The 17,618-nt window shown below is 37.9% G+C and carries 16 protein-coding genes, 2 pseudogenes and 1 other annotated feature; of the genes and pseudogenes, 6 read left to right on the top strand and 12 right to left on the bottom strand.

The genetic code is table 11. The features are described 5' to 3' along the window. Window positions 1-161: 161 nt before the first annotated feature. Complete coding sequence (locus GOP56_RS18845) at window positions 162-821, bottom strand: class I SAM-dependent methyltransferase (RefSeq protein WP_163246283.1); 660 nt, start codon at window positions 819-821, stop codon at window positions 162-164. A 221-nt stretch (window positions 822-1,042) separates the two neighbouring features. Then, a complete protein-coding gene (locus tag GOP56_RS18840) occupies window positions 1,043-1,855 on the bottom strand; it encodes a nucleotidyltransferase domain-containing protein (protein WP_163246282.1) in 813 nt (270 codons plus the stop codon). 231 nt (window positions 1,856-2,086) lie between these two features. Here GOP56_RS18840 and GOP56_RS18835 point away from each other — a divergent pair, with 231 nt between their 5' ends. Continuing rightward, window positions 2,087-2,644: a delta-aminolevulinic acid dehydratase gene (locus GOP56_RS18835; protein ID WP_163246881.1), complete on the top strand. Its 558-nt coding sequence runs from the start codon at window positions 2,087-2,089 to the stop codon at window positions 2,642-2,644. Between the two features lie 336 nt (window positions 2,645-2,980). On the opposite strand, the pseudogene GOP56_RS18830 reads toward GOP56_RS18835, so the two are convergent. Next, window positions 2,981-3,193, bottom strand: a pseudogene (locus GOP56_RS18830) (YbaK/EbsC family protein); the annotation flags it as partial. A gap of 7 nt (window positions 3,194-3,200) precedes the next feature. Between GOP56_RS18830 and GOP56_RS24030 the strand changes: the two are divergent. Then, window positions 3,201-3,476, top strand: a pseudogene (locus GOP56_RS24030) (GntR family transcriptional regulator); the annotation flags it as partial. 195 nt (window positions 3,477-3,671) lie between these two features. Here GOP56_RS24030 and GOP56_RS18820 read toward each other — a convergent pair. Further along, window positions 3,672-5,018 carry a sodium-dependent transporter gene (locus GOP56_RS18820; RefSeq protein ID WP_163246280.1) on the bottom strand — a complete coding sequence of 449 codons (1,347 nt, stop codon included), beginning with the start codon at window positions 5,016-5,018 and terminating at the stop codon, window positions 3,672-3,674. 111 nt (window positions 5,019-5,129) lie between these two features. Beyond that, window positions 5,130-5,378 (bottom strand) — a binding site (T-box leader). 470 nt (window positions 5,379-5,848) lie between these two features. On the opposite strand from GOP56_RS18820, the gene GOP56_RS18815 reads away from it, so the two are divergent. Beyond that, window positions 5,849-6,391 (top strand): GNAT family N-acetyltransferase, encoded by a 543-nt coding sequence (locus tag GOP56_RS18815; protein WP_022586331.1) that lies wholly within the window; start codon window positions 5,849-5,851, stop codon window positions 6,389-6,391. A gap of 81 nt (window positions 6,392-6,472) precedes the next feature. Here GOP56_RS18815 and GOP56_RS18810 read toward each other — a convergent pair whose 3' ends face one another. The 4 genes from GOP56_RS18810 to GOP56_RS18795 all read right to left on the bottom strand — a co-directional run bounded on the left by GOP56_RS18810 (window position 6,473) and on the right by GOP56_RS18795 (window position 12,166). Next, complete coding sequence (locus tag GOP56_RS18810; protein WP_163246279.1) at window positions 6,473-7,453, bottom strand: ABC transporter substrate-binding protein; 981 nt, start codon at window positions 7,451-7,453, stop codon at window positions 6,473-6,475. A 124-nt stretch (window positions 7,454-7,577) separates the two neighbouring features. Next, on the bottom strand, window positions 7,578-8,213 hold the full coding sequence (locus tag GOP56_RS18805) for a restriction endonuclease (protein WP_163246278.1): 636 nt from the start codon (window positions 8,211-8,213) through the stop codon (window positions 7,578-7,580). Window positions 8,214-8,498: 285 nt separating this feature from the next. After that, the gene (locus GOP56_RS18800) at window positions 8,499-9,836 is read right to left on the bottom strand and encodes a hypothetical protein (RefSeq protein ID WP_254068462.1); all 1,338 of its coding nucleotides are present in this window, start codon (window positions 9,834-9,836) and stop codon (window positions 8,499-8,501) included. Between the two features lie 359 nt (window positions 9,837-10,195). Further along, a complete protein-coding gene (locus tag GOP56_RS18795) occupies window positions 10,196-12,166 on the bottom strand; it encodes a methyl-accepting chemotaxis protein (protein ID WP_254068460.1) in 1,971 nt (656 codons plus the stop codon). Between the two features lie 357 nt (window positions 12,167-12,523). Between GOP56_RS18795 and GOP56_RS18790 the strand changes: the two genes are divergently transcribed. After that, window positions 12,524-12,892, top strand: a complete 369-nt coding sequence (locus GOP56_RS18790; protein ID WP_003342964.1) for a YybH family protein — start codon at window positions 12,524-12,526, stop codon at window positions 12,890-12,892. Between the two features lie 28 nt (window positions 12,893-12,920). Here GOP56_RS18790 and GOP56_RS18785 read toward each other — a convergent pair whose 3' ends face one another. The 4 genes from GOP56_RS18785 to GOP56_RS18770 all read right to left on the bottom strand — a co-directional run bounded on the left by GOP56_RS18785 (window position 12,921) and on the right by GOP56_RS18770 (window position 15,139). Then, on the bottom strand, window positions 12,921-13,475 hold the full coding sequence (locus GOP56_RS18785; protein WP_163246276.1) for a GNAT family N-acetyltransferase: 555 nt from the start codon (window positions 13,473-13,475) through the stop codon (window positions 12,921-12,923). Window positions 13,476-13,508: 33 nt separating this feature from the next. Continuing rightward, window positions 13,509-14,132: a TetR/AcrR family transcriptional regulator gene (locus GOP56_RS18780; protein WP_163246275.1), complete on the bottom strand. Its 624-nt coding sequence runs from the start codon at window positions 14,130-14,132 to the stop codon at window positions 13,509-13,511. Window positions 14,133-14,321: 189 nt separating this feature from the next. Beyond that, window positions 14,322-14,645, bottom strand: a complete 324-nt coding sequence (locus GOP56_RS18775) for a hypothetical protein (RefSeq protein WP_096888378.1) — start codon at window positions 14,643-14,645, stop codon at window positions 14,322-14,324. A 23-nt stretch (window positions 14,646-14,668) separates the two neighbouring features. Continuing rightward, the gene (locus tag GOP56_RS18770) at window positions 14,669-15,139 is read right to left on the bottom strand and encodes a hypothetical protein (RefSeq protein ID WP_003335596.1); all 471 of its coding nucleotides are present in this window, start codon (window positions 15,137-15,139) and stop codon (window positions 14,669-14,671) included. Window positions 15,140-16,026: 887 nt separating this feature from the next. Between GOP56_RS18770 and GOP56_RS18765 the strand changes: the two genes are divergently transcribed. Further along, on the top strand, window positions 16,027-16,599 hold the full coding sequence (locus tag GOP56_RS18765; RefSeq protein WP_163246880.1) for a hypothetical protein: 573 nt from the start codon (window positions 16,027-16,029) through the stop codon (window positions 16,597-16,599). Between the two features lie 637 nt (window positions 16,600-17,236). Continuing rightward, window positions 17,237-17,593 carry an MmcQ/YjbR family DNA-binding protein gene (locus tag GOP56_RS18760; RefSeq protein ID WP_163246274.1) on the top strand — a complete coding sequence of 119 codons (357 nt, stop codon included), beginning with the start codon at window positions 17,237-17,239 and terminating at the stop codon, window positions 17,591-17,593. Window positions 17,594-17,618 lie beyond the last annotated feature (25 nt).

Raw genomic sequence — 17,618 nt, 5'->3', positions numbered from 1 at the left:
CTTTTTTTGCCAAAATGAAATAGATCGTTTACCGTTACATGACAATGATAGCTGTTTGATTACATTTTCTCTGCCACTTGCCGGTGAAAGGCAACCACTTCACGGATTTTTTTCCATTGTAAAAAATAAGTCTGGAAACAAAACAAAAAACCCGCCCCTATTTAGGCGGGTTTTCTTGCTGAGTAGGCACGAAGTGAGCCTGCTCTTGTCTTAAAATCACCTATTGGTCGAACATTCTCAAACCCGGTGTCTTTAAGAAGTTCAGGAAGAACGTCTGTAACATGATCTGCTGTAGTTTCAAAGCCATCTAATAGCTGCACGGTAAAAAACGCTGCCCTCATTACTACATTATGAGGCTTACCAAAGTCAATGATGTGCACTTCTCCACCCGGATGCAGGGTTCGCCATAATTCTTGCAGCGTACTACGCTTCATCTCCCGAGACAGATGATGGAAGAACAGACTAGAAAAAACATGATCGAGGTGATTATCCTCAAAGGGAAGCTCATACGACATTCCTTGTCGAAAGGTAAGAGCTACCTGTTGTTCTTCTGCCTTATTTCTAGCTATGGATAGTATGTTAGGATCGGCATCTAGTCCAATTACTTCTGCATGTGGCTGTGCCTGCTTGAGCATAAGAGTCAAGGTACCTGTTCCGCAAGCCAAATCCAAGATGCGTTGCTCTGGCATCAAATTCGCTTGACTCACAAGATGCCCTTTGAAGGCTATTTCCTTCATTCCCCACAACGAAGGGTCATACAATCGGGTCAACCAATGAAATTTTAAAGCCGGAATATAGTCTTGATTTCCTGTGCTTTTCATCTATTCTCTTCCCCTTCAACCTGAAATTTCCATTCCAATGCTTACAAGCAAGTTGCGAAAAACACATAGTAGCAAGCCGACAACTTATTACTTAAAAGTATGGTAGAAACCCAACGGAGCGAATGATGCATAATCTGGGAAGCGACTAATCTTTTGGAAATATTTCCATAATTAAATGATAGTGATAATCATTATCCTTGTCAATATTCTATTCCGTCCTATCATTCCAAATGACTATCATTAGTAAAAAAATGCAGATTACAAAAAGTAATCATGTATGCTATAAAATTCCTTGCTTCTCGCGCTCTCTTTATTCTGGAAGAAAAATACGATGGTTGATTTTTTCTGTTACGAATTCTCAAGGTTTCTCTAAGAAGTAGGTGCCAGTCAGAGGGCAGCGCTTGAAGTGCATGCTCTACTGCTTTATTCTTTGGAATAATTTCTTGATCCTTTAAGGTGTAATAAATGCGGCACAAGGTTACTACAGCGTCTTCAATCCACTCATCAAACAAGAAAAAAATCCGGCTTTTCCCCTTTTTGGCCCAATATTCATTTAGGTTATAATGCATTGTCGTATGAACATCCTGCCACTCTGTAGCAATTCCTAATTCATTTATCCTTTTACCCGCAATCGTTATTCCATAATGCTTTAATGTCCACCACGTCACATGATTGCTATCCCAGTGCCCCTCTTTTTTAAAAACTCCACTAGCGCAGCATGGGTAAGGCTGTAAGGATTTATTATCTCGTCCAATGTCATCAAGGCTGATATACATACCGTCCAATTTTTGGGCAAGTGGATTATCCTTCTTTAGCTTATGATGTAGCTTGCTTACTCTTTCAAGCTCTTCGTGCGTTAATCTTCTTTTTACAATTGTCATGAAATCTATATCACTTTTATGCTCATCAAATGCTGACAAAGCGATCGAACCATATAAATAAATTCCTTCTATCACATCAGTTAATTCAGACAGTAATAAGTCTCTATACTCTTGTAATAAAGGTCTAATCTTTTTTGGTATCTTTTCATCCATAGCTAGAATCCTCATTTCTTTTTAAGTACCTACTAAATAATACACCAAATATTTGCACTATTCATCTTTATTATGCTATATTTGATAAAATAATAAATTCATTTTAAAAGGAGTTTCATATGAAGCCGAATAAGAAGTAACGTGTTGTCAATTTCTTAAAAAAAGCACGAGCACCACCTCCATATCCACTCATTTTAGCGTTATGAAAATGAAATTATGGAGGAATCAATGATGAGTAAACCAGAAATGCATGTTGCTTTAGTCTGCGGGCCTGATTCTGATATGGATACACAAGCAATCCGAGCTACTTTGGAGTATTTTGGCGCAAGAGTCTTTACGTATTGGATAGGTAGACCAAATGATTTCACTGCCATCTTATCGGGTGAGGACTTATATCCCAATACTGACATGATTATTCTCAATTTCCATGGAGATGAAGGGAATTTCATCATGCCGGAGCTAGGAGAAGACGTGTATGATGCAGATGAGGTGCCGGGCAACTTTGGACCAGAGGAAATTTCTCGTTTTGCCAGATTGGAAGGGAAAATCGTTGTTGCTAACGGATGTTCTTTAGGTGATCCTGAACTGGCAAAAGCATTCCTACATTGTGGATGCCAAACGTATATTGGTCCAAACAACTATCCAGATGGAAATGCCGCGCTACTATTTGTTTCGCGATTTTTCTACGAGATCATCCAAAACAAGAAAAGCATTCAAGAGGCCTTCCAAGTAAGCAAGGCGATGGATGATGAAAACATGTCGATGTATCAAATCTATGAAAACCAGTAATAGATAGCTCATTATCACAAAACAAATGAATCTAGCATGTAAAAAGCCCTGATCTGCTTCAGGGCTTTTTTACGTCCTACGAATTATCTTTTTGAGATAAAAAAATCTGGGGATGTAATGGCAAATAGACAAGTTCAGGAGCTTGATGACCGTTCGGCCAAATGCCAACAAACGTAACTGGATGGTTCTTCAGGTACTCTTGTGCAGAGCTCGGTACAGATATCTCCGCTTTCCCAGATTTGGTCGCTATCTTTCTTATAAATGATTCTGCGCACAACGAGACCAAACGTAATGAGAATCACGAAAAGACCTATGAATGTTACATAGAAACCGAATCTAGTTTGAATCCGCCCACCCTTTACATACATCAATCCACTCTATATATTGCGAGTACTCTTCCAACTCTTCTATCGTTAATTCAATGGCACTATTTGCACTACCGCAGGCAGGAAAAACCGTTGTAAAGCGTTTCAGTGATTGATCTAAATAAACCTCAACGCCTTTATTGACTGCAAATGGGCATACACCGCCTACCGCATGGTTTGATAATTATCCTATGTCATGGAACCCAGATAAAAGGAATTTGAGCTCCCCATTATATCTCTCAATCGCAAGCTTATTGGAATACAATATCTTAAATGGTTACCTTAAGCCACATACAAAGCTTCCCCCGCAAAGGGAACTGGCCGATTATCTCGATATAAACCTTAGTAGCATCACAAGGGCCTTTAAAATTTACGAGATGAAAAACTTAATTTATGCGATCACAGGCAGTGGAACCTTTGTTTCTCCTAATGCCGGAAACACTATTTTTATAGCAGATAACGACACAAATAAAAATCTCGTTCACCGCTACAAAGGTAGGAACAGCAAAAAGTCGATTATCCTTAGCATACAGGAAATCGACTTTTTGCTGTTTTATGATTTACTTAACGTGTTTTTAAAATGCTGGCTGTACCCCTCTCCTATTTTAAGGAAAGATTTAGAAAAATATATAACGCCAGAATTTTACTGAATATTTAAACTCTTAAAACTGAATAATACCAACCGCATTCAAAAAAACAATAATAATCGCAATTGGAGCAACAAATCGAAGCAAGAATGCCCAGCAAGTAAACAGGGTCTTTCCGTAGTTTCCACCTACGAAGAATTCAGCTTCTAGTATCTTTTTCTCCATTTTAAACGAAACGAAAATACTAATTAGCAAAGCTCCAAGTGGCATTAAAATATTAAGTGAGAAAAAGTCTACTGCATCAAAAATGTTTTTACCAAAGATGGTAATATCACTCCATATACCAAATGAAAGTGCTGACGGAATACCTACTAAGAAAATGCAAATCCCCATTACCCATGCTATTTTTTTTCTTCTTTCTTGCTGTCCATTCGCTAGCGCTGAAACAACTGTTTCAAGTAAAGAAAATGCAGATGTTAAAGTTGCAAAGGTGAATAGTGCAAGAAATACGGTTAAGAAGAAGCTTCCAAATGGAATCTGGCTAAACACGGATGGTAAAATGATAAATAGCAATCCCGGTCCCTCTGTTGGTTCCATTCCCAATGAAAATACTGCTGGAAAAATAGCAAGGCCGGCAAAAAGAGAAACAAATAAATTCAATCCAACAATCGTTATGGCTGATCGTGGCAAGCTTTCTTTTTTATTTAAATAAGAGCTATACGTAATCATAATGGAAATCCCAATACTAATCGCAAAAAATGATTGACCCATTGCGAATAAAATACTTTCTGAAGTAATTTTTGAGAAATCAGGTTGTAAGAAAAACGTAACACCCTTCATTGCACCATCAAGTGTTAATGAACGAATAATAAGAGCCAAAAATAGAATGAACAATGCTGGTAGCATGTATTTACTTGCTTTTTCAATTCCATTTTGTACACCTTTTGATACAACAAATATCGTAATAAACATAAAAGCAAAATGCCCGACAATGGCCCAAACTGGGTTCCCAATTGTTTCTGTAAATAGCGCCGCATAATTTTGCTGTGGTGCAATAATCTGTCCTGTAATTCCTCTGAATAAATAGATTAATATCCAACCGCCAACAACACTGTAGAATGATAGCAAAATAAAGCAAGTACCTACCCCAAGACGTCCAATCCAGTGCCACCCTGTATTTGGTGCAATATTTTTAAAAGCTTGAATTGCTTGTTTTTGTGTACTACGCCCTATCATAAATTCAGCTATCAATAGCGGAAGACCTATTAATACAGTAAACAAGATAAAGATTAAAAAGAATGCTCCTCCCCCGCTCTTTCCAGCAATATATGGGAACTTCCATATTGCGCCAAGGCCAATCGCAGAGCCTGCTGCTGCCATGATAAATCCTAATTTCGACGTCCATTGCTCCGTCTGTTTCATTACATTTCCCCCTAATTAAATTACTTTATATGAATAAACATATTATTGATCAAGCAAAAAACCTCCATTTCTTCCTGTATAAAAATAAAAAAGGCCCAGCATCTCTTTGTATAAAGAGACGCCAAGCCATTTACTTAACGCGGTACCACTCTTATTGATTCCATAATGAATCCACTTAGTAGTAATCGTTTGATTACAAACCTGATATCGAAGGTTAGTCGTTAAGATTTACTAAGAAGTATACTTCCGTTCCACCTTACTGCTCCTAGGCGAGTTCAAGATGTTATTTGACTATGTCGCACCAACCCATAGCTCTCTGCACAAATACATGTCTTTACTATTCCTATTCATAGCATTCAATATTCCGAATATATTTCCGTTTGAAATTACTACGAATTATACTAAGGTATATGTACGACTGTCAAGCAAGATATTGATTTTTTTGTCGAAAAAAAATTTACCAAAAAAGAATTTCTCATTCATGAGAGATTAATTGATCGTCTCCTTTTCAACGGGACATCCGATGAAAAAAACTAAAATTCATTGGTGTTCAAGCTGTCGGGCGTAACCATTCAACCTGACAGAAGGAATCTATCAGGCACAGGTAGAAGTTATTTTTAAGCAAGCAATAGCACCACCCACGATTTGCTTTAAGACACAAGATTGCAACACCATAGCAAATAGGATACAAGAACAGCCTGTCATTACAACCAGCCCGGAAGCATTCTTAATAATCATCCCGAACATATGTCTGAACATTCAAGTAAATAAACTGACATTGCGTGGCACTAGCTTGCCCTTTGATTTAAATACATATCTGGAGGAGTAATATGGCAATCACCTATTGGACAGGACAAAAGATTTCTTTACGAGCATTGGGGCCTGAGGATGAGAGTATTTTTGATTTATTAGATGATGAAATCCTACGAAATATGAATTCACTCCACTTTCCTCGTTCCCAAGCAAAAAGAAAGGAATGGATAGAGGAACAAGCTGAGGAAGAAGACGCTTTTCGGTTTATTGCTATAGATCAAACCAACGCGGTCGTAGGCATAATCGAAACCTTTGATTGTGATAGGAGAAATGGTACGTTCGATTACTATTTAGCTGTCTTTGATCCCCATCGAGGCAAGGGCTATGCTACAGAAATGATCGTGATGGTTATGCGTTTTTTCTTTCTAGAACTGTCCTATCAAAAAGTGAACACTACCGTTTATTCGTTTAATAAGCCTTCTATCTGCATGCATGAAAAACTAGGATTCGTTAAAGAAGGGCAGCTACGAAATATCATTTTTACAAAAGGAGCCTATTATGATGGCATTTGCTTCGGAATGACAAGACAAGAGTTCGAAACTTTATACGGTAATGACTGATCTTCTTTGATAGGGTACTCTCCCAAAATAGAAAACACCCCACCAGAGTATAGCTCTACAAGTGGGGTGATAATACGCTCGCTACTTTTTCGTTTCCTTGCTTCTTTCCAGCAGCATGTCAACGATTAGATCTATCTGTCCAGTAATAGCGATTGGATCATAGCGATAAAACGTATCAAAATCGTTATAGAATAACGTATTGTTTTTAGACGCTTTTAGATTTTTCCAAACGGCTGAGGATTTTAATTGCTTTAATGCTTCTCCCTTTTTCTCAGGATCATAGGTTGTCAAGAACATGTAATCGGCAGCATACTGCGGTAGCATTTCCATAGATAGCTGTAGCGTCTGTTCCTCCGCTTTATTCTTGGCATGCGGCATTTTAAGCTTCAGTGCGTTATAGATTGCCTGTCCACCTCGACCAGCGTTATCTCCGAAAATCCACAGCTCTCCCTTATCGGTCAGCTCATAAAGTCCAAAGGTAGCATTCTCGTCAATAACACCCTTTAGCTTCTCGCGACCCTCCGCCGCCTTTTTATCAAATGCAGCGATAAATTCCTCTGCCTTTTCCTTTTCCCCAGCAATGTCACCAAACAATCTGACTGTTTCATAGATGCTAGTGGCCGTCCCATATGGGATGTGCAGGGTAGGAGCAATTTTGGATAATGCTTCATAGTTTTCATCCTTCATAACTACAATCAAATCAGGCTTTAGCTGCAATGTTTTCTCTGTACTAATAGGCTCTCCGATATCAGTAGCCCCTTTGAGAAGATCGGTTAAGAACGGATTTTTGAAAGCAGTTGGCTCAACACCGACAACATTTGCCCCTACAGAAAGCAATTCCCCACCGTAAAAATCAGTAACGATTCGTTTTGGCTTTACAGGAATGTTTACAACTCCCTTTTTCGTTTCAAAGCTGCGCATTCCCTCAGCAGTTGTTTCCTTTTCCTTTGCTGTAGAAGCACTACTGCTTGTCGTACTACTCGTGTTGCCACAAGCAGTCATCAGAACCAACAGCATGATAAGCATCGCTGTAATGAAGAAGAATGACTTTTTCCTTAACATGGAATCTCTCCCCAATATGTACTAACAAGGTTTTTTGATAATGATTCTCATTTTCGTAGTAAATGTATCAGACAACGATATCTAGTGTCAATATGCAGATACTACTGAATCACAAAACCCAAAATCATATTCCTCGTATTAGCTTTTCCGCCCTTTTATCCTTTTTCATTTCTCGACTTGAATCTGTATAATCAGTCCATGAGTCCAAAATTACTCTAGGCTCTGCTTCAATTATATTTTTTGCCTTTTCTAGATCCCCTTGTTTGAAAGCTGCGATAATGGAGATTAAATCCGTACGATCTAACAATTTTACATGGTTAATCCCTGCCAGAGTCTCACATGAATCCGTATAGGTAGATGTTGCAATCAAAATGGACTTCTTCGCTTTATAAAATCTCATCGAGGAATATACCTCTTGCACACCACTAATTCCTACTACATTATCAATCTTATAACGTTTCGCTTGCACAACATTGCGAACCCCAGAGCGATCTGTAAATACTAAGTCAGCCCCAAAGTCTCTGCTCCCGACTGTTTTATACACCTCTTTATAGCCTAATGCATGAAACAGTCTATACAAATAGATCTCAAATTCTGAGCCATCCAGCATGTTATCTATATCATGGATATCGATAGACAATGGATCAATATCATTCGTTATTTGTCTCGTATTTGGGGATTTTTTGAGAAAACCCCCGAATTTCAGAAATATTGCAACACCTATAATCAGAATCAAAAGCAAGAAAAACATCCATTCCATCTTGTATTCTCCTATCAATTAATTTTCATAGCTACATATAAAAAAGTAGCTATGATCTGCTTTGAGGACTAGTTTGCATCTACCAATAACCCCCATTTTAATCCTTGATTATTATATAATAATTGTAAAAATAAGTAACTTAAAAAAGAAAAGCACCTCAATGAGATGCTTTTCATCGTATATGCATACCTACAGCCCTGCCACAGCAACTACTACCATACTGTCACAAACAACCTAATAGTGTTTTGTGGCTCTTAATTTATGTAGGTAGTTTAATTCTTTTTATTATTCATTCTCCGTAACTTTGAAAATAGAGTTTTCGGAAGCAAATTTCACATGATGCAACCCGATTTTTTTATGCTCCCATTTTTCCTTATTTGTTACTTTTACTTTATCTCCTACTTTAAAGAAATGACCTTTTGGAAGAAGAACATCTACATTTTCTGTTTTTCCTTCGTTGCTTTTGTACTCAACAATAACATAATCACTGTCTGATTCTGTGATCGAACCAATTATAAAGTCTTCTCCTTCCTTCTCAGCAACTTTAGAAATAGAGTCTCCTGAAGCAAACATTGCATTATTTGGTCCAATTTTTTTATGCTCCCATTTTGACTTATTCGTTACTTTCACTTTATCCCCGGCTTTATAGGAGTGAGCTTCCGTAAAGAGAACATCTACTGTCTCCGTTTTTCCTTCGTTGCTTTTGTATTCCACTGTAGCATAACCATAATCACTATCTGAATCTATGACCGTTCCGATTATAAAGTCTTCCGCTTCTTTCTCAGCACCTTTAGAAATAGGGTCTTCGGAGTCATTCTCCGTAACTTTGAAAATAGAGTTTTCGGAAGCAAATTTCACATGATGCAACCCGATTTTTTTATGCTCCCATTTTTCCTTATTTGTTACTTTTACTTTATCTCCTACTTTAAAGAAATGACCTTTTGGAAGAAGAACATCTACATTTTCTGTTTTTCCTTCGTTGCTTTTGTACTCAACAATAACATAATCACTGTCTGATTCTGTGATCGAACCAATTATAAAGTCTTCTCCTTCCTTCTCAGCAACTTTAGAAATAGAATCTCCCGAAGCAAACATTGCATTATTTGGTCCAATTTTTTTATGCTCCCATTTTGACTTATTCGTTACTTTCACTTTATCCCCGGCTTTATAGGAGTGAGCTTCCGTAAAGAGAACATCTACTGTCTCCGTTTTTCCTTCGTTGCTTTTGTATTCCACTGTAGCATAACCATAATCACTATCTGAATCTATGACCGTTCCGATTATAAAGTCTTCCGCTTCTTTCTCAGCACCTTTAGAACTATATGAAGAATATATATCAACTGAATCGCCTATATTTATATTTGTAAGCACATTAGCAGGCACATTTTCAGTAAAGATTGTAAGCCCCTGATTTGTTTTTTCAGTAACAATTCCTGTATATTTCTGCCTTTGCTGTTCGAAAAGAGTTTGTTGTGAATTACCTTCTGCAATAGAAAGACTCGAAGGGATAGCTGCACTCGCTGTTATAACCTCTAACCCTGGAAGGTTCGCCCCCAATAAAGTTCCGACACTTAATACGCCTGTTAAAACTAGCTTTTTCATAGTTGCATCTTCTCCATTCATTATTTTTTTGCTAGATCTAGTCAAATTTTCATCTAATTCCCTTAAGGTTGTAATAATTATAGTTACACATTGTTTTTTAAGTCAACAAAAAAAACCTTACACTTTTGTAAGGGAGAAATGAATATAAAGACACAGATATATATAGTTCATTCTTATTGATACATCACTTTCGCTTCTTCTTTTCCTCCCTATTTCTTCAAAAAATCCCCTCCTAGTCAATACAGCAAGGTGTGTTGCTTCTTCCTGTCTACTAAGAGGGGAAAATATTAGAAACGATCTATTACTACTTCTCCACCCTCATAGGGTGATAGCTACAAATGACTGGCTTTCTCCATTTTGTATTTTCCTAGATCGTTCCCCTAGATTTTAAACTTTGTCAATAACCCCTGAAGCTCCTCAGCCATGTCTGCCAAGGAAGCAGCGGCATGGGTGATTTCCTCCATTGTCGCGAGCTGTTCCTCTGTGGATGCAGAAACCTCCTGCGTGCTTGATGCCGCTGTTTCTGCTACCTCCGTAATCATTTCCATGGAACTGACCATTTCCTTCGATCCCTCTGACAATTGTTTAATCGCTGCTGTAACCTCCTGAATTTGGGCTGTTACCTGTTCTACCGTTACTTGAATCAGTTCGAAGGAATCTCCAGCCGTATTAATCAGGTTGATCCCCTCTTCCGCTTCTTGGGTGGCTAAATCCATCGAATGGACAGCTTGATTCGTCTCTTCCTGAATGCTCATAATCAGCTTATCCACTTGTTCAGCCGAATGGGTCGATTGCTCTGCTAATAATCTAACTTCATTCGCAACAACAGCGAATCCCCGACCATGCTCGCCTGCTCGTGCTGCTTCAATCGCTGCATTTAATGCTAACAAATTGGTTTGAGTAGCGATATTTGCGATAACGTCAACAATTTTACCGATTTCCTCGGAACGCTCACCCAAGCCCTTAATGACACTTGCCACTTTTTTAACTGTATGATTAATGGAACTCATCTGTTCTACTGCTGTCTGAATCGAATGACTGCCTTCTGTTGCTTTAACAGATGCTTCAATCGCTTTAGCTGTTACCTCTTCAGAATGAGAGGCCATTTGCTCTACACCCAGTGACATGCGCTGTACGGTTTCCGAGGTTTCTTCTACACTATGAAATTGCTTTTCTACCCCGGTGGCTAATAACTGGATTGTCGTGCTGATTTGCTCTGTAGCTTTGCTTGTCTGATCTGCATTTGCAGTTAACTCTTCAGCCGAAGCGGCTACCTGATCTGCACTAAAACCTACTTGCCCAATCAGATTGCGAAGATTAGTCTGCATCTGCTGGAACGATTGAGACAGTAATCCAATCTCGTCCTCCCCGTTCACGCTAATCGTTTCAGTTAAATCCCCTTCACTAATTGTACGGGAGGCCTTAATTAATCTTTTCAACGGTTTGGTAATGGAAAGTATGACGAAGATCATCAAAATTGTACCTGCAAGTAAAGCCACTGCAATAACAACTAGAGTTTGAGTAAAGATAGGCTGAGCTGCCTCTTGAATCTCGGAGGAGAACATATTTCCGGCTATCTTCCAGCCCGTTACTTTATTTGTTTCAAATGCGATAAACTCATTTGACTCATCTAGTTTTATCTGACCTGACTTCTTGGCAAATAATTCATCTTCCCACTTCTCCTTAAAATCAGTTCCGCTTTTTATCGTGGGATGAACCAAATATTTGCCTGTTTGATCGATGATAAATGCGTAGCCCTGTTTCCCGATTTTAACCTGTTGAACGATCTCGGACAGATTATCTAAATTCAAATTTATTGCTATTACCCCGGAATTATCCTCAAGTGTTTTCGCAATGGTTACGACCACCTTGCCCGTGGATGCTGATACGTAGGGTTCCGTAATAATAACTTGTCCTTTTTTCGCGATAGCTTCCTGGTACCAAGGTCTATTTCTTGGATCATAGTCGGCAGACATTTTCTGAATAGGCTCTTGTATCATTACTCCATCTTTGGTTCCTACGAAAACACTAACCAATTCGGAATGCAGAGCGTAATATTGCTTCAATCTTTCTCTTATGGGAGCTTGTAGGCCACCCTGTAAAAGTGGTTCGGTGATTTGCTTGGAAAAGTACGTGATATCATGGATTTTGGGATCAATCGTATCGTTGATAATTTGATCCAGCATATTAACACTTCTAATACCGAAATTGTTAATTTCCTCCTCCATTTTGTCTGCTGCAACTTGATAAGACATCATACCAATTACAATACTTGGAATGATTAAAATAAGTGCAAAGGAGAAAATTAATTTTCTTCTAATCGTCAAAGTAAATGTAAATTTCCGTGCCATATTTTTAGGTTTCCTCTCCATGCATTTTTTTCGTCGTTTTAATGTTTATCGGAAAAAAAATTCACGGAGAATATAGCTATTTCACATTCTTGTTGTGGTAATAAATGACAGGCAAAAAATAGGATACCTACGGGCCTTAATAGAGTTCCTAGATGATCAAAATAAGGAAAAAAATGACACGTGCTTTTCCTCCTGAAGCTTAGAGAAAACAGCGTCGACCACACATCGAAAGTAAACCTAGTTCCTTACTTTTTAAAGTAAAAGATATTTTGAACTATTTTCACTCTCAATCTTGATAAACGATAGTTAAAAAATTATAATTTAACTTAAAATTCAAAATAAAGGCAGGGTACGTACATGGAGATATTAGATAAATATATAGAAGCAACCAACACCCACAACTTCAGTGAAGTGAAAAAATTACTGCATCCAACTGCCATTTACTACTTTTCCAATCACACCTGTACTACTCACCAAGAAATACAAGCATATTTTGAAACCGCTTGGTCCATCATCCAAAACGAGATTTATAAAGCCCAAGATATTCAATGGCTACATGTAGGTAATGACTCTGCAACCTGCACGTATACATATTGCTATGAAGGCTATATGAATGGCGAGTATACCAGCGGGCAAGGAAGAGCGACAAATGTATTCGTCAAAGAATCTACTGAATGGTTGCTTATTCATGAACATTTAAGTCCTTTACCTGCAAAAAAGATCTAGAAATCTAGACCTTTTGCATAGCTTTCGCCTATTCACCAACAGCGGCATTCGTAGCAATATACTCTCTTTGAAGTATTCCCATGTGAAAAATGTCGCTCCATTTTCCATCTCGAAAAATGTATTCTCGTGAAATTCCTTCGTGCTTAAATCCCACTCTTTCATATAAGGAAATGGCTTTTTTGTTAAAAGAAAACACTCGTAATGATACGCGGTGCAGGTTTAATTCCAAAAAGGCATAATCCAGTAGCAGCTTCATTGCTTCTGTTCCATAGCCTTTTCCCCAATACGCCTTCTCCCCAATGTCGATGATGCACTCAGCATTCCGATTCTTATAATCAATTTGAATAAGTGAGACGATCCCAATAGGGGTTTCCGACTCCTTTTCGATAATCATATAGCTTTTCGATGTACTTGCTCCCAAAATGACCTGATTCACAAATTCTTCTGTGCTATCAAATGTAAACAGATCAAGTGATGGATTGGTAGTTTGCATGACTTCCATATCATTTCTCCATCTATGATAGATAGCTACATCGTCAGCAGTCATTTTTCTAAAATACATTCTTGTGGATTGAAACAGCATCGCCTTACTCCCCCTTTTGCATATATTGTCTGCTTATTTTTCTGCAATCGGACAAAGCATTTCCCTTAATGAAAACAGCAAAACCTCCAATTGCTCCTTCACCTTTGTTTTTTCTGGCCCCAAATGAGCAGTATCTAGCATTAAACCATCCATAAATGAAATGAGATAAAGCGAAATAGACTCAACTGGAATACGCGGACAAATATCCCCCTGCTCGATTCCTTTGCGAAAAAAAGCGATTATTACCTCAGCTAGCCGTTGATAGCGTGTGGTGACATAAGGATAGCTATCTCGATTCTTGCGATAATTCGTTGATAAAAAAAACTCCGAATTAGCCAGTAGAAGAGATTGATTAAGCCTTTGCATTTCCTGCTGCTGCCGATTAACCCACTTGGTTATCTGTTGCCAGGATGTGCCGTTCTCATCTAGACGAAAAAACATCGCATCCTTTTCATCCTCAGCATGAAGCAGTTCAAGATACACATGCTCGATGTTATCGAAGTACGAATACAAAGCTCCTCTCGAAACATCTGCCTCGTCCATGATGTCTTGCATCGTCGCTCGTGTATATCCCTTTTCCACAAACACCCGTTTTGCCGCCTGTAACAAATCCATTTTCTTTTGTTTTTTGTATTCCTCGCTTACTCTTGGAGCCATAGTGGTTCAAGCCTCCTATAAAATATACACTGTTGTCGTTTTTGTTGGTAAGTTTATTATAAAAGACATCAATGTCGTTTTCAATAAAAAGAAGGAAAAAGCCCCCATTCAATTTTGCTCTATAAAAAGAAAAAAGAGCAGCTATATCATCGCCGCTCCAATATCCTATATTTTATTCTAGATGGATGCTTAAGGTTGTCCCATAAATTCTGTAAGCTTTGCAAAATTACCTTGCTTTCTCATACCTTCTATCATTTTATTGATTGAAGCTTTCGAAAACTGGAAATTTGACTCTAAGGTAGAATAGACTAACTCCTGAGTTATAGTGGACGCATCCAAAATATGCGCAAACTCTGGAACCGAGTCGCGTATTTTTCGGTCATACTCAGCGGTAATAAGGTCGCCTGTTAGCTTATCAGAAAGTAAATAAAGAAGAATATGAAGCTTAGATTGCTGGTCAGGTGATACGTTCTGTTCGATTAGCCAATCATAGTAGGTATGTTTTTCGCGCAATAGGGTTCCCCCTCAGCTATTCTCTAGGCTACGAACCAGAGAAGCCACTCTATAGCAACAACAATCTCTTGGATTGTTCCATCAGAAAGATTGGAGTTGGCCTTCAAAAAGTTCCTTAGCTGATCTTTTAGATAAACAATAGCGTATTCTTCTTTTTGTTCCCATCCTTTGATGATTCCCTCCAGATGATCTGCTATTTTATTAGACCATCTTTTAAAGGATTGAGCCGCCGTAGGAGATAGCTGACTAATCGCTCTTTCTAACGTTGCGCCCCCTTTTCTAATGTGTTTAATGACTATTTGTACACCTTCTTTTGTAATATGAGTCTTCCATCCATAGGTCCCTACCTGTTGTGCCCCGACCTCACTGTTCGGTACTACTACAGCCTGCTGTACGGAGGATGTGGTTGATGCTGAAACAGGAACTGCTAGAGATACAGCCAATAGTGACGTAGACAAAAGACTTACAATCATTTTTTTAGATTGTTTACGCATAAATCTACCTCCATCCCAATGTAACTTACACCATTATCATAATTAGGTAATAATTGTAAGTAAATGGGTCTTTTCTACCAAATGTTAACCTTTTACTATGGGAGATTAACATTTAGTAGATGTAATTTATATATAGTATTCGTTAACTGGTGCAATGTGACTAGATTGAGAGAAATCCACCTTGTTTTTTAGTCATGCAAAAAAAACATGAATGTTTGATTCATGCTTGGTTTTCCTGTTTTTATGCCAATGTATGATTACTACTCCTATCACCATAATCTAGTAGATGAAAGCTAAATACCCTTATAGGAAAAGGTGACATTTTATCCACATTCATATACTTATACTAAACAAATAGCAATTTTTCCATCGTCGTTTTTTTGCTTAATCCAAATAGAACAAATATACTTCACTACCTATAAATACGATTACATTCCTTTGGAGTTAGTTTGTAAATAAATGATAGAGGTGACCAAATGCATATGAATCTGATCCATTATACCCAGTATTAGTAGCGGGATATTTCCCCATTTTCAGTTACTATTTTGGTGTTTTATGCTTCACATTGTCGATGTAAAAACTCCGTTTGCAACAAGTATATGAGGATACTCGCGCAGCTTATCGCTGTCATGTGTTATAGCAACACATCAAAAGAGCTATCGCATTCTTTTTTATCGGTGAAAGCATGTCATATTTTGTTTAAAACGAAAAAGGGTTTCTCCTTTTTTATTTTGAAGGAAAACTTCAAGACATCAGGCAAAATACCATATAGGAGGCAATAAGCGGTTTTATCACATATAGTGGATTTTCTAGAAATAACGCATCTTTAATTGGTTATTTTTGTAATATTTGTTATAATAAAACAAAAAAGGAGGGTGATTCTTTTGATGAAAAGATTTTCGTTAGGCTTATTGGCACTTCTTACTACCTTAAGCATGACAACATCTGCTTTTGCATCAATTGAGAGCACGACGACTTCTCCTATTGAACAAAGCACGGAATATACCTACACCTGCCATGGAGTTACCTTTGCTGGCCCCAGTCCATTGAGTGAGCATCAATTGGAGAGTATGTATGAGAGCATGATGAATGAAATTCGAACCTCAATCATCGACGGACCTGGTGGAAGTGCAGAAATTGTCTATGGTCCAAAATACGATTATTATGACCATAGTGTCCACAGAGAAATGGCTGACATTATTGTTTCTTGGGTGGCAGAAAAGATTCCGATTCCAACAAAAAAATTAAAAAAGGCACTATTAGGTTGGACTATTGCGAAGCTTTCCGCATGGAGCAAGAAAACATTAGCTGATACTTATGTTGGATATTGGGTTTGGAAGGTACAGGATTCTGACATACAATCTGATATTTACTACGAGACTGTTGTTCATTACAAAGATGAGAATTTTAAGAAGCCGAAAAAAGTAGAGTATTACGAAATAGACCGAAAAAAGTGGTAATCCATATCTAAAAATGGGAGTATCTCTTTCGTTTTTAGGAATTGGGAGGAACACATATGAACCATGAAAAAAGATACTCCATGTTTATCTTTTTTGTTTTTATTAGTATATGTATAAAGCTGAATTATTGGGTCGATTTCCTATTTACTAACTTTTATCTTGCATCAATAATTGAGCTATCCATCATTTTTCTTATCCTTACATTCTTCGATTCGTTTCTGACCAACGCAGTTAAACGGTTTTGTGAAAGATATAACATCAGACTGGTTTATCTTTATCTAGTCTACATTGTCTTATATTTGGTTGTGTTTGGAGTAATCATCCCTTTACCCACCTGATTCATTCCTAGGCAAAATATAATTCATTCCACCCATTGATTGCTTTCAACAACGGGTCAGCTTATCCCTCTGCTGATCATAAGATGAACTAAATGATAATAGTCCAATCCTACTCCTTCCTTAGGTTGTCCTCCTGTTTGTACTTTTTCCATGTAGCATCAACAAGCCTCGTGCCTTCTGCTTTTTCATGATAAAATCCTTGCAATACCTCCAATCTCTTATTTCACTCAATAGTCCCTTACATCGAAGGTAGCCATCAGTGATAAAATGAAAAAAATGCGTGCAGAAAGGAGCTTATCATGGAAAAAGCCACACTGGAAGCCTATTGTCTGAAGCACCCAGGAGCGATTCATGATTACAAAGCAGAATGGGAAGCAGATCGTTATCAGGTAGGAGGAAAAATGTTTGCAATGCTTGGTGGAGATTCTAACGGAAGGCCTATCCTATCCTTAAAATGCGATCCAGCTCGAGCCGAACAGCTACGAGAAACATATGAGGGGATTATTCCTGGTTACTACTTGAATAAAAGTCATTGGAATTCTATTTATTTAGATGCCGATATTCCTGCTGAATTGTGGGAGAAGCTGATTACTCATTCTTATGAATTGGTTTTTCATAAGCTACCTAAAAACATTCAAAAGGAATTAGTAAAATAGTGCTGTCAAAAGGACAAAAAAGCTA

It is taken from the genome of Brevibacillus sp. 7WMA2, assembly GCF_010748895.1.
GTDB classification, from domain to species: Bacteria; Bacillota; Bacilli; order Brevibacillales; family Brevibacillaceae; genus Brevibacillus_B; species Brevibacillus_B halotolerans.
This window is presented reverse-complemented; position numbering and strand designations above follow the sequence as displayed.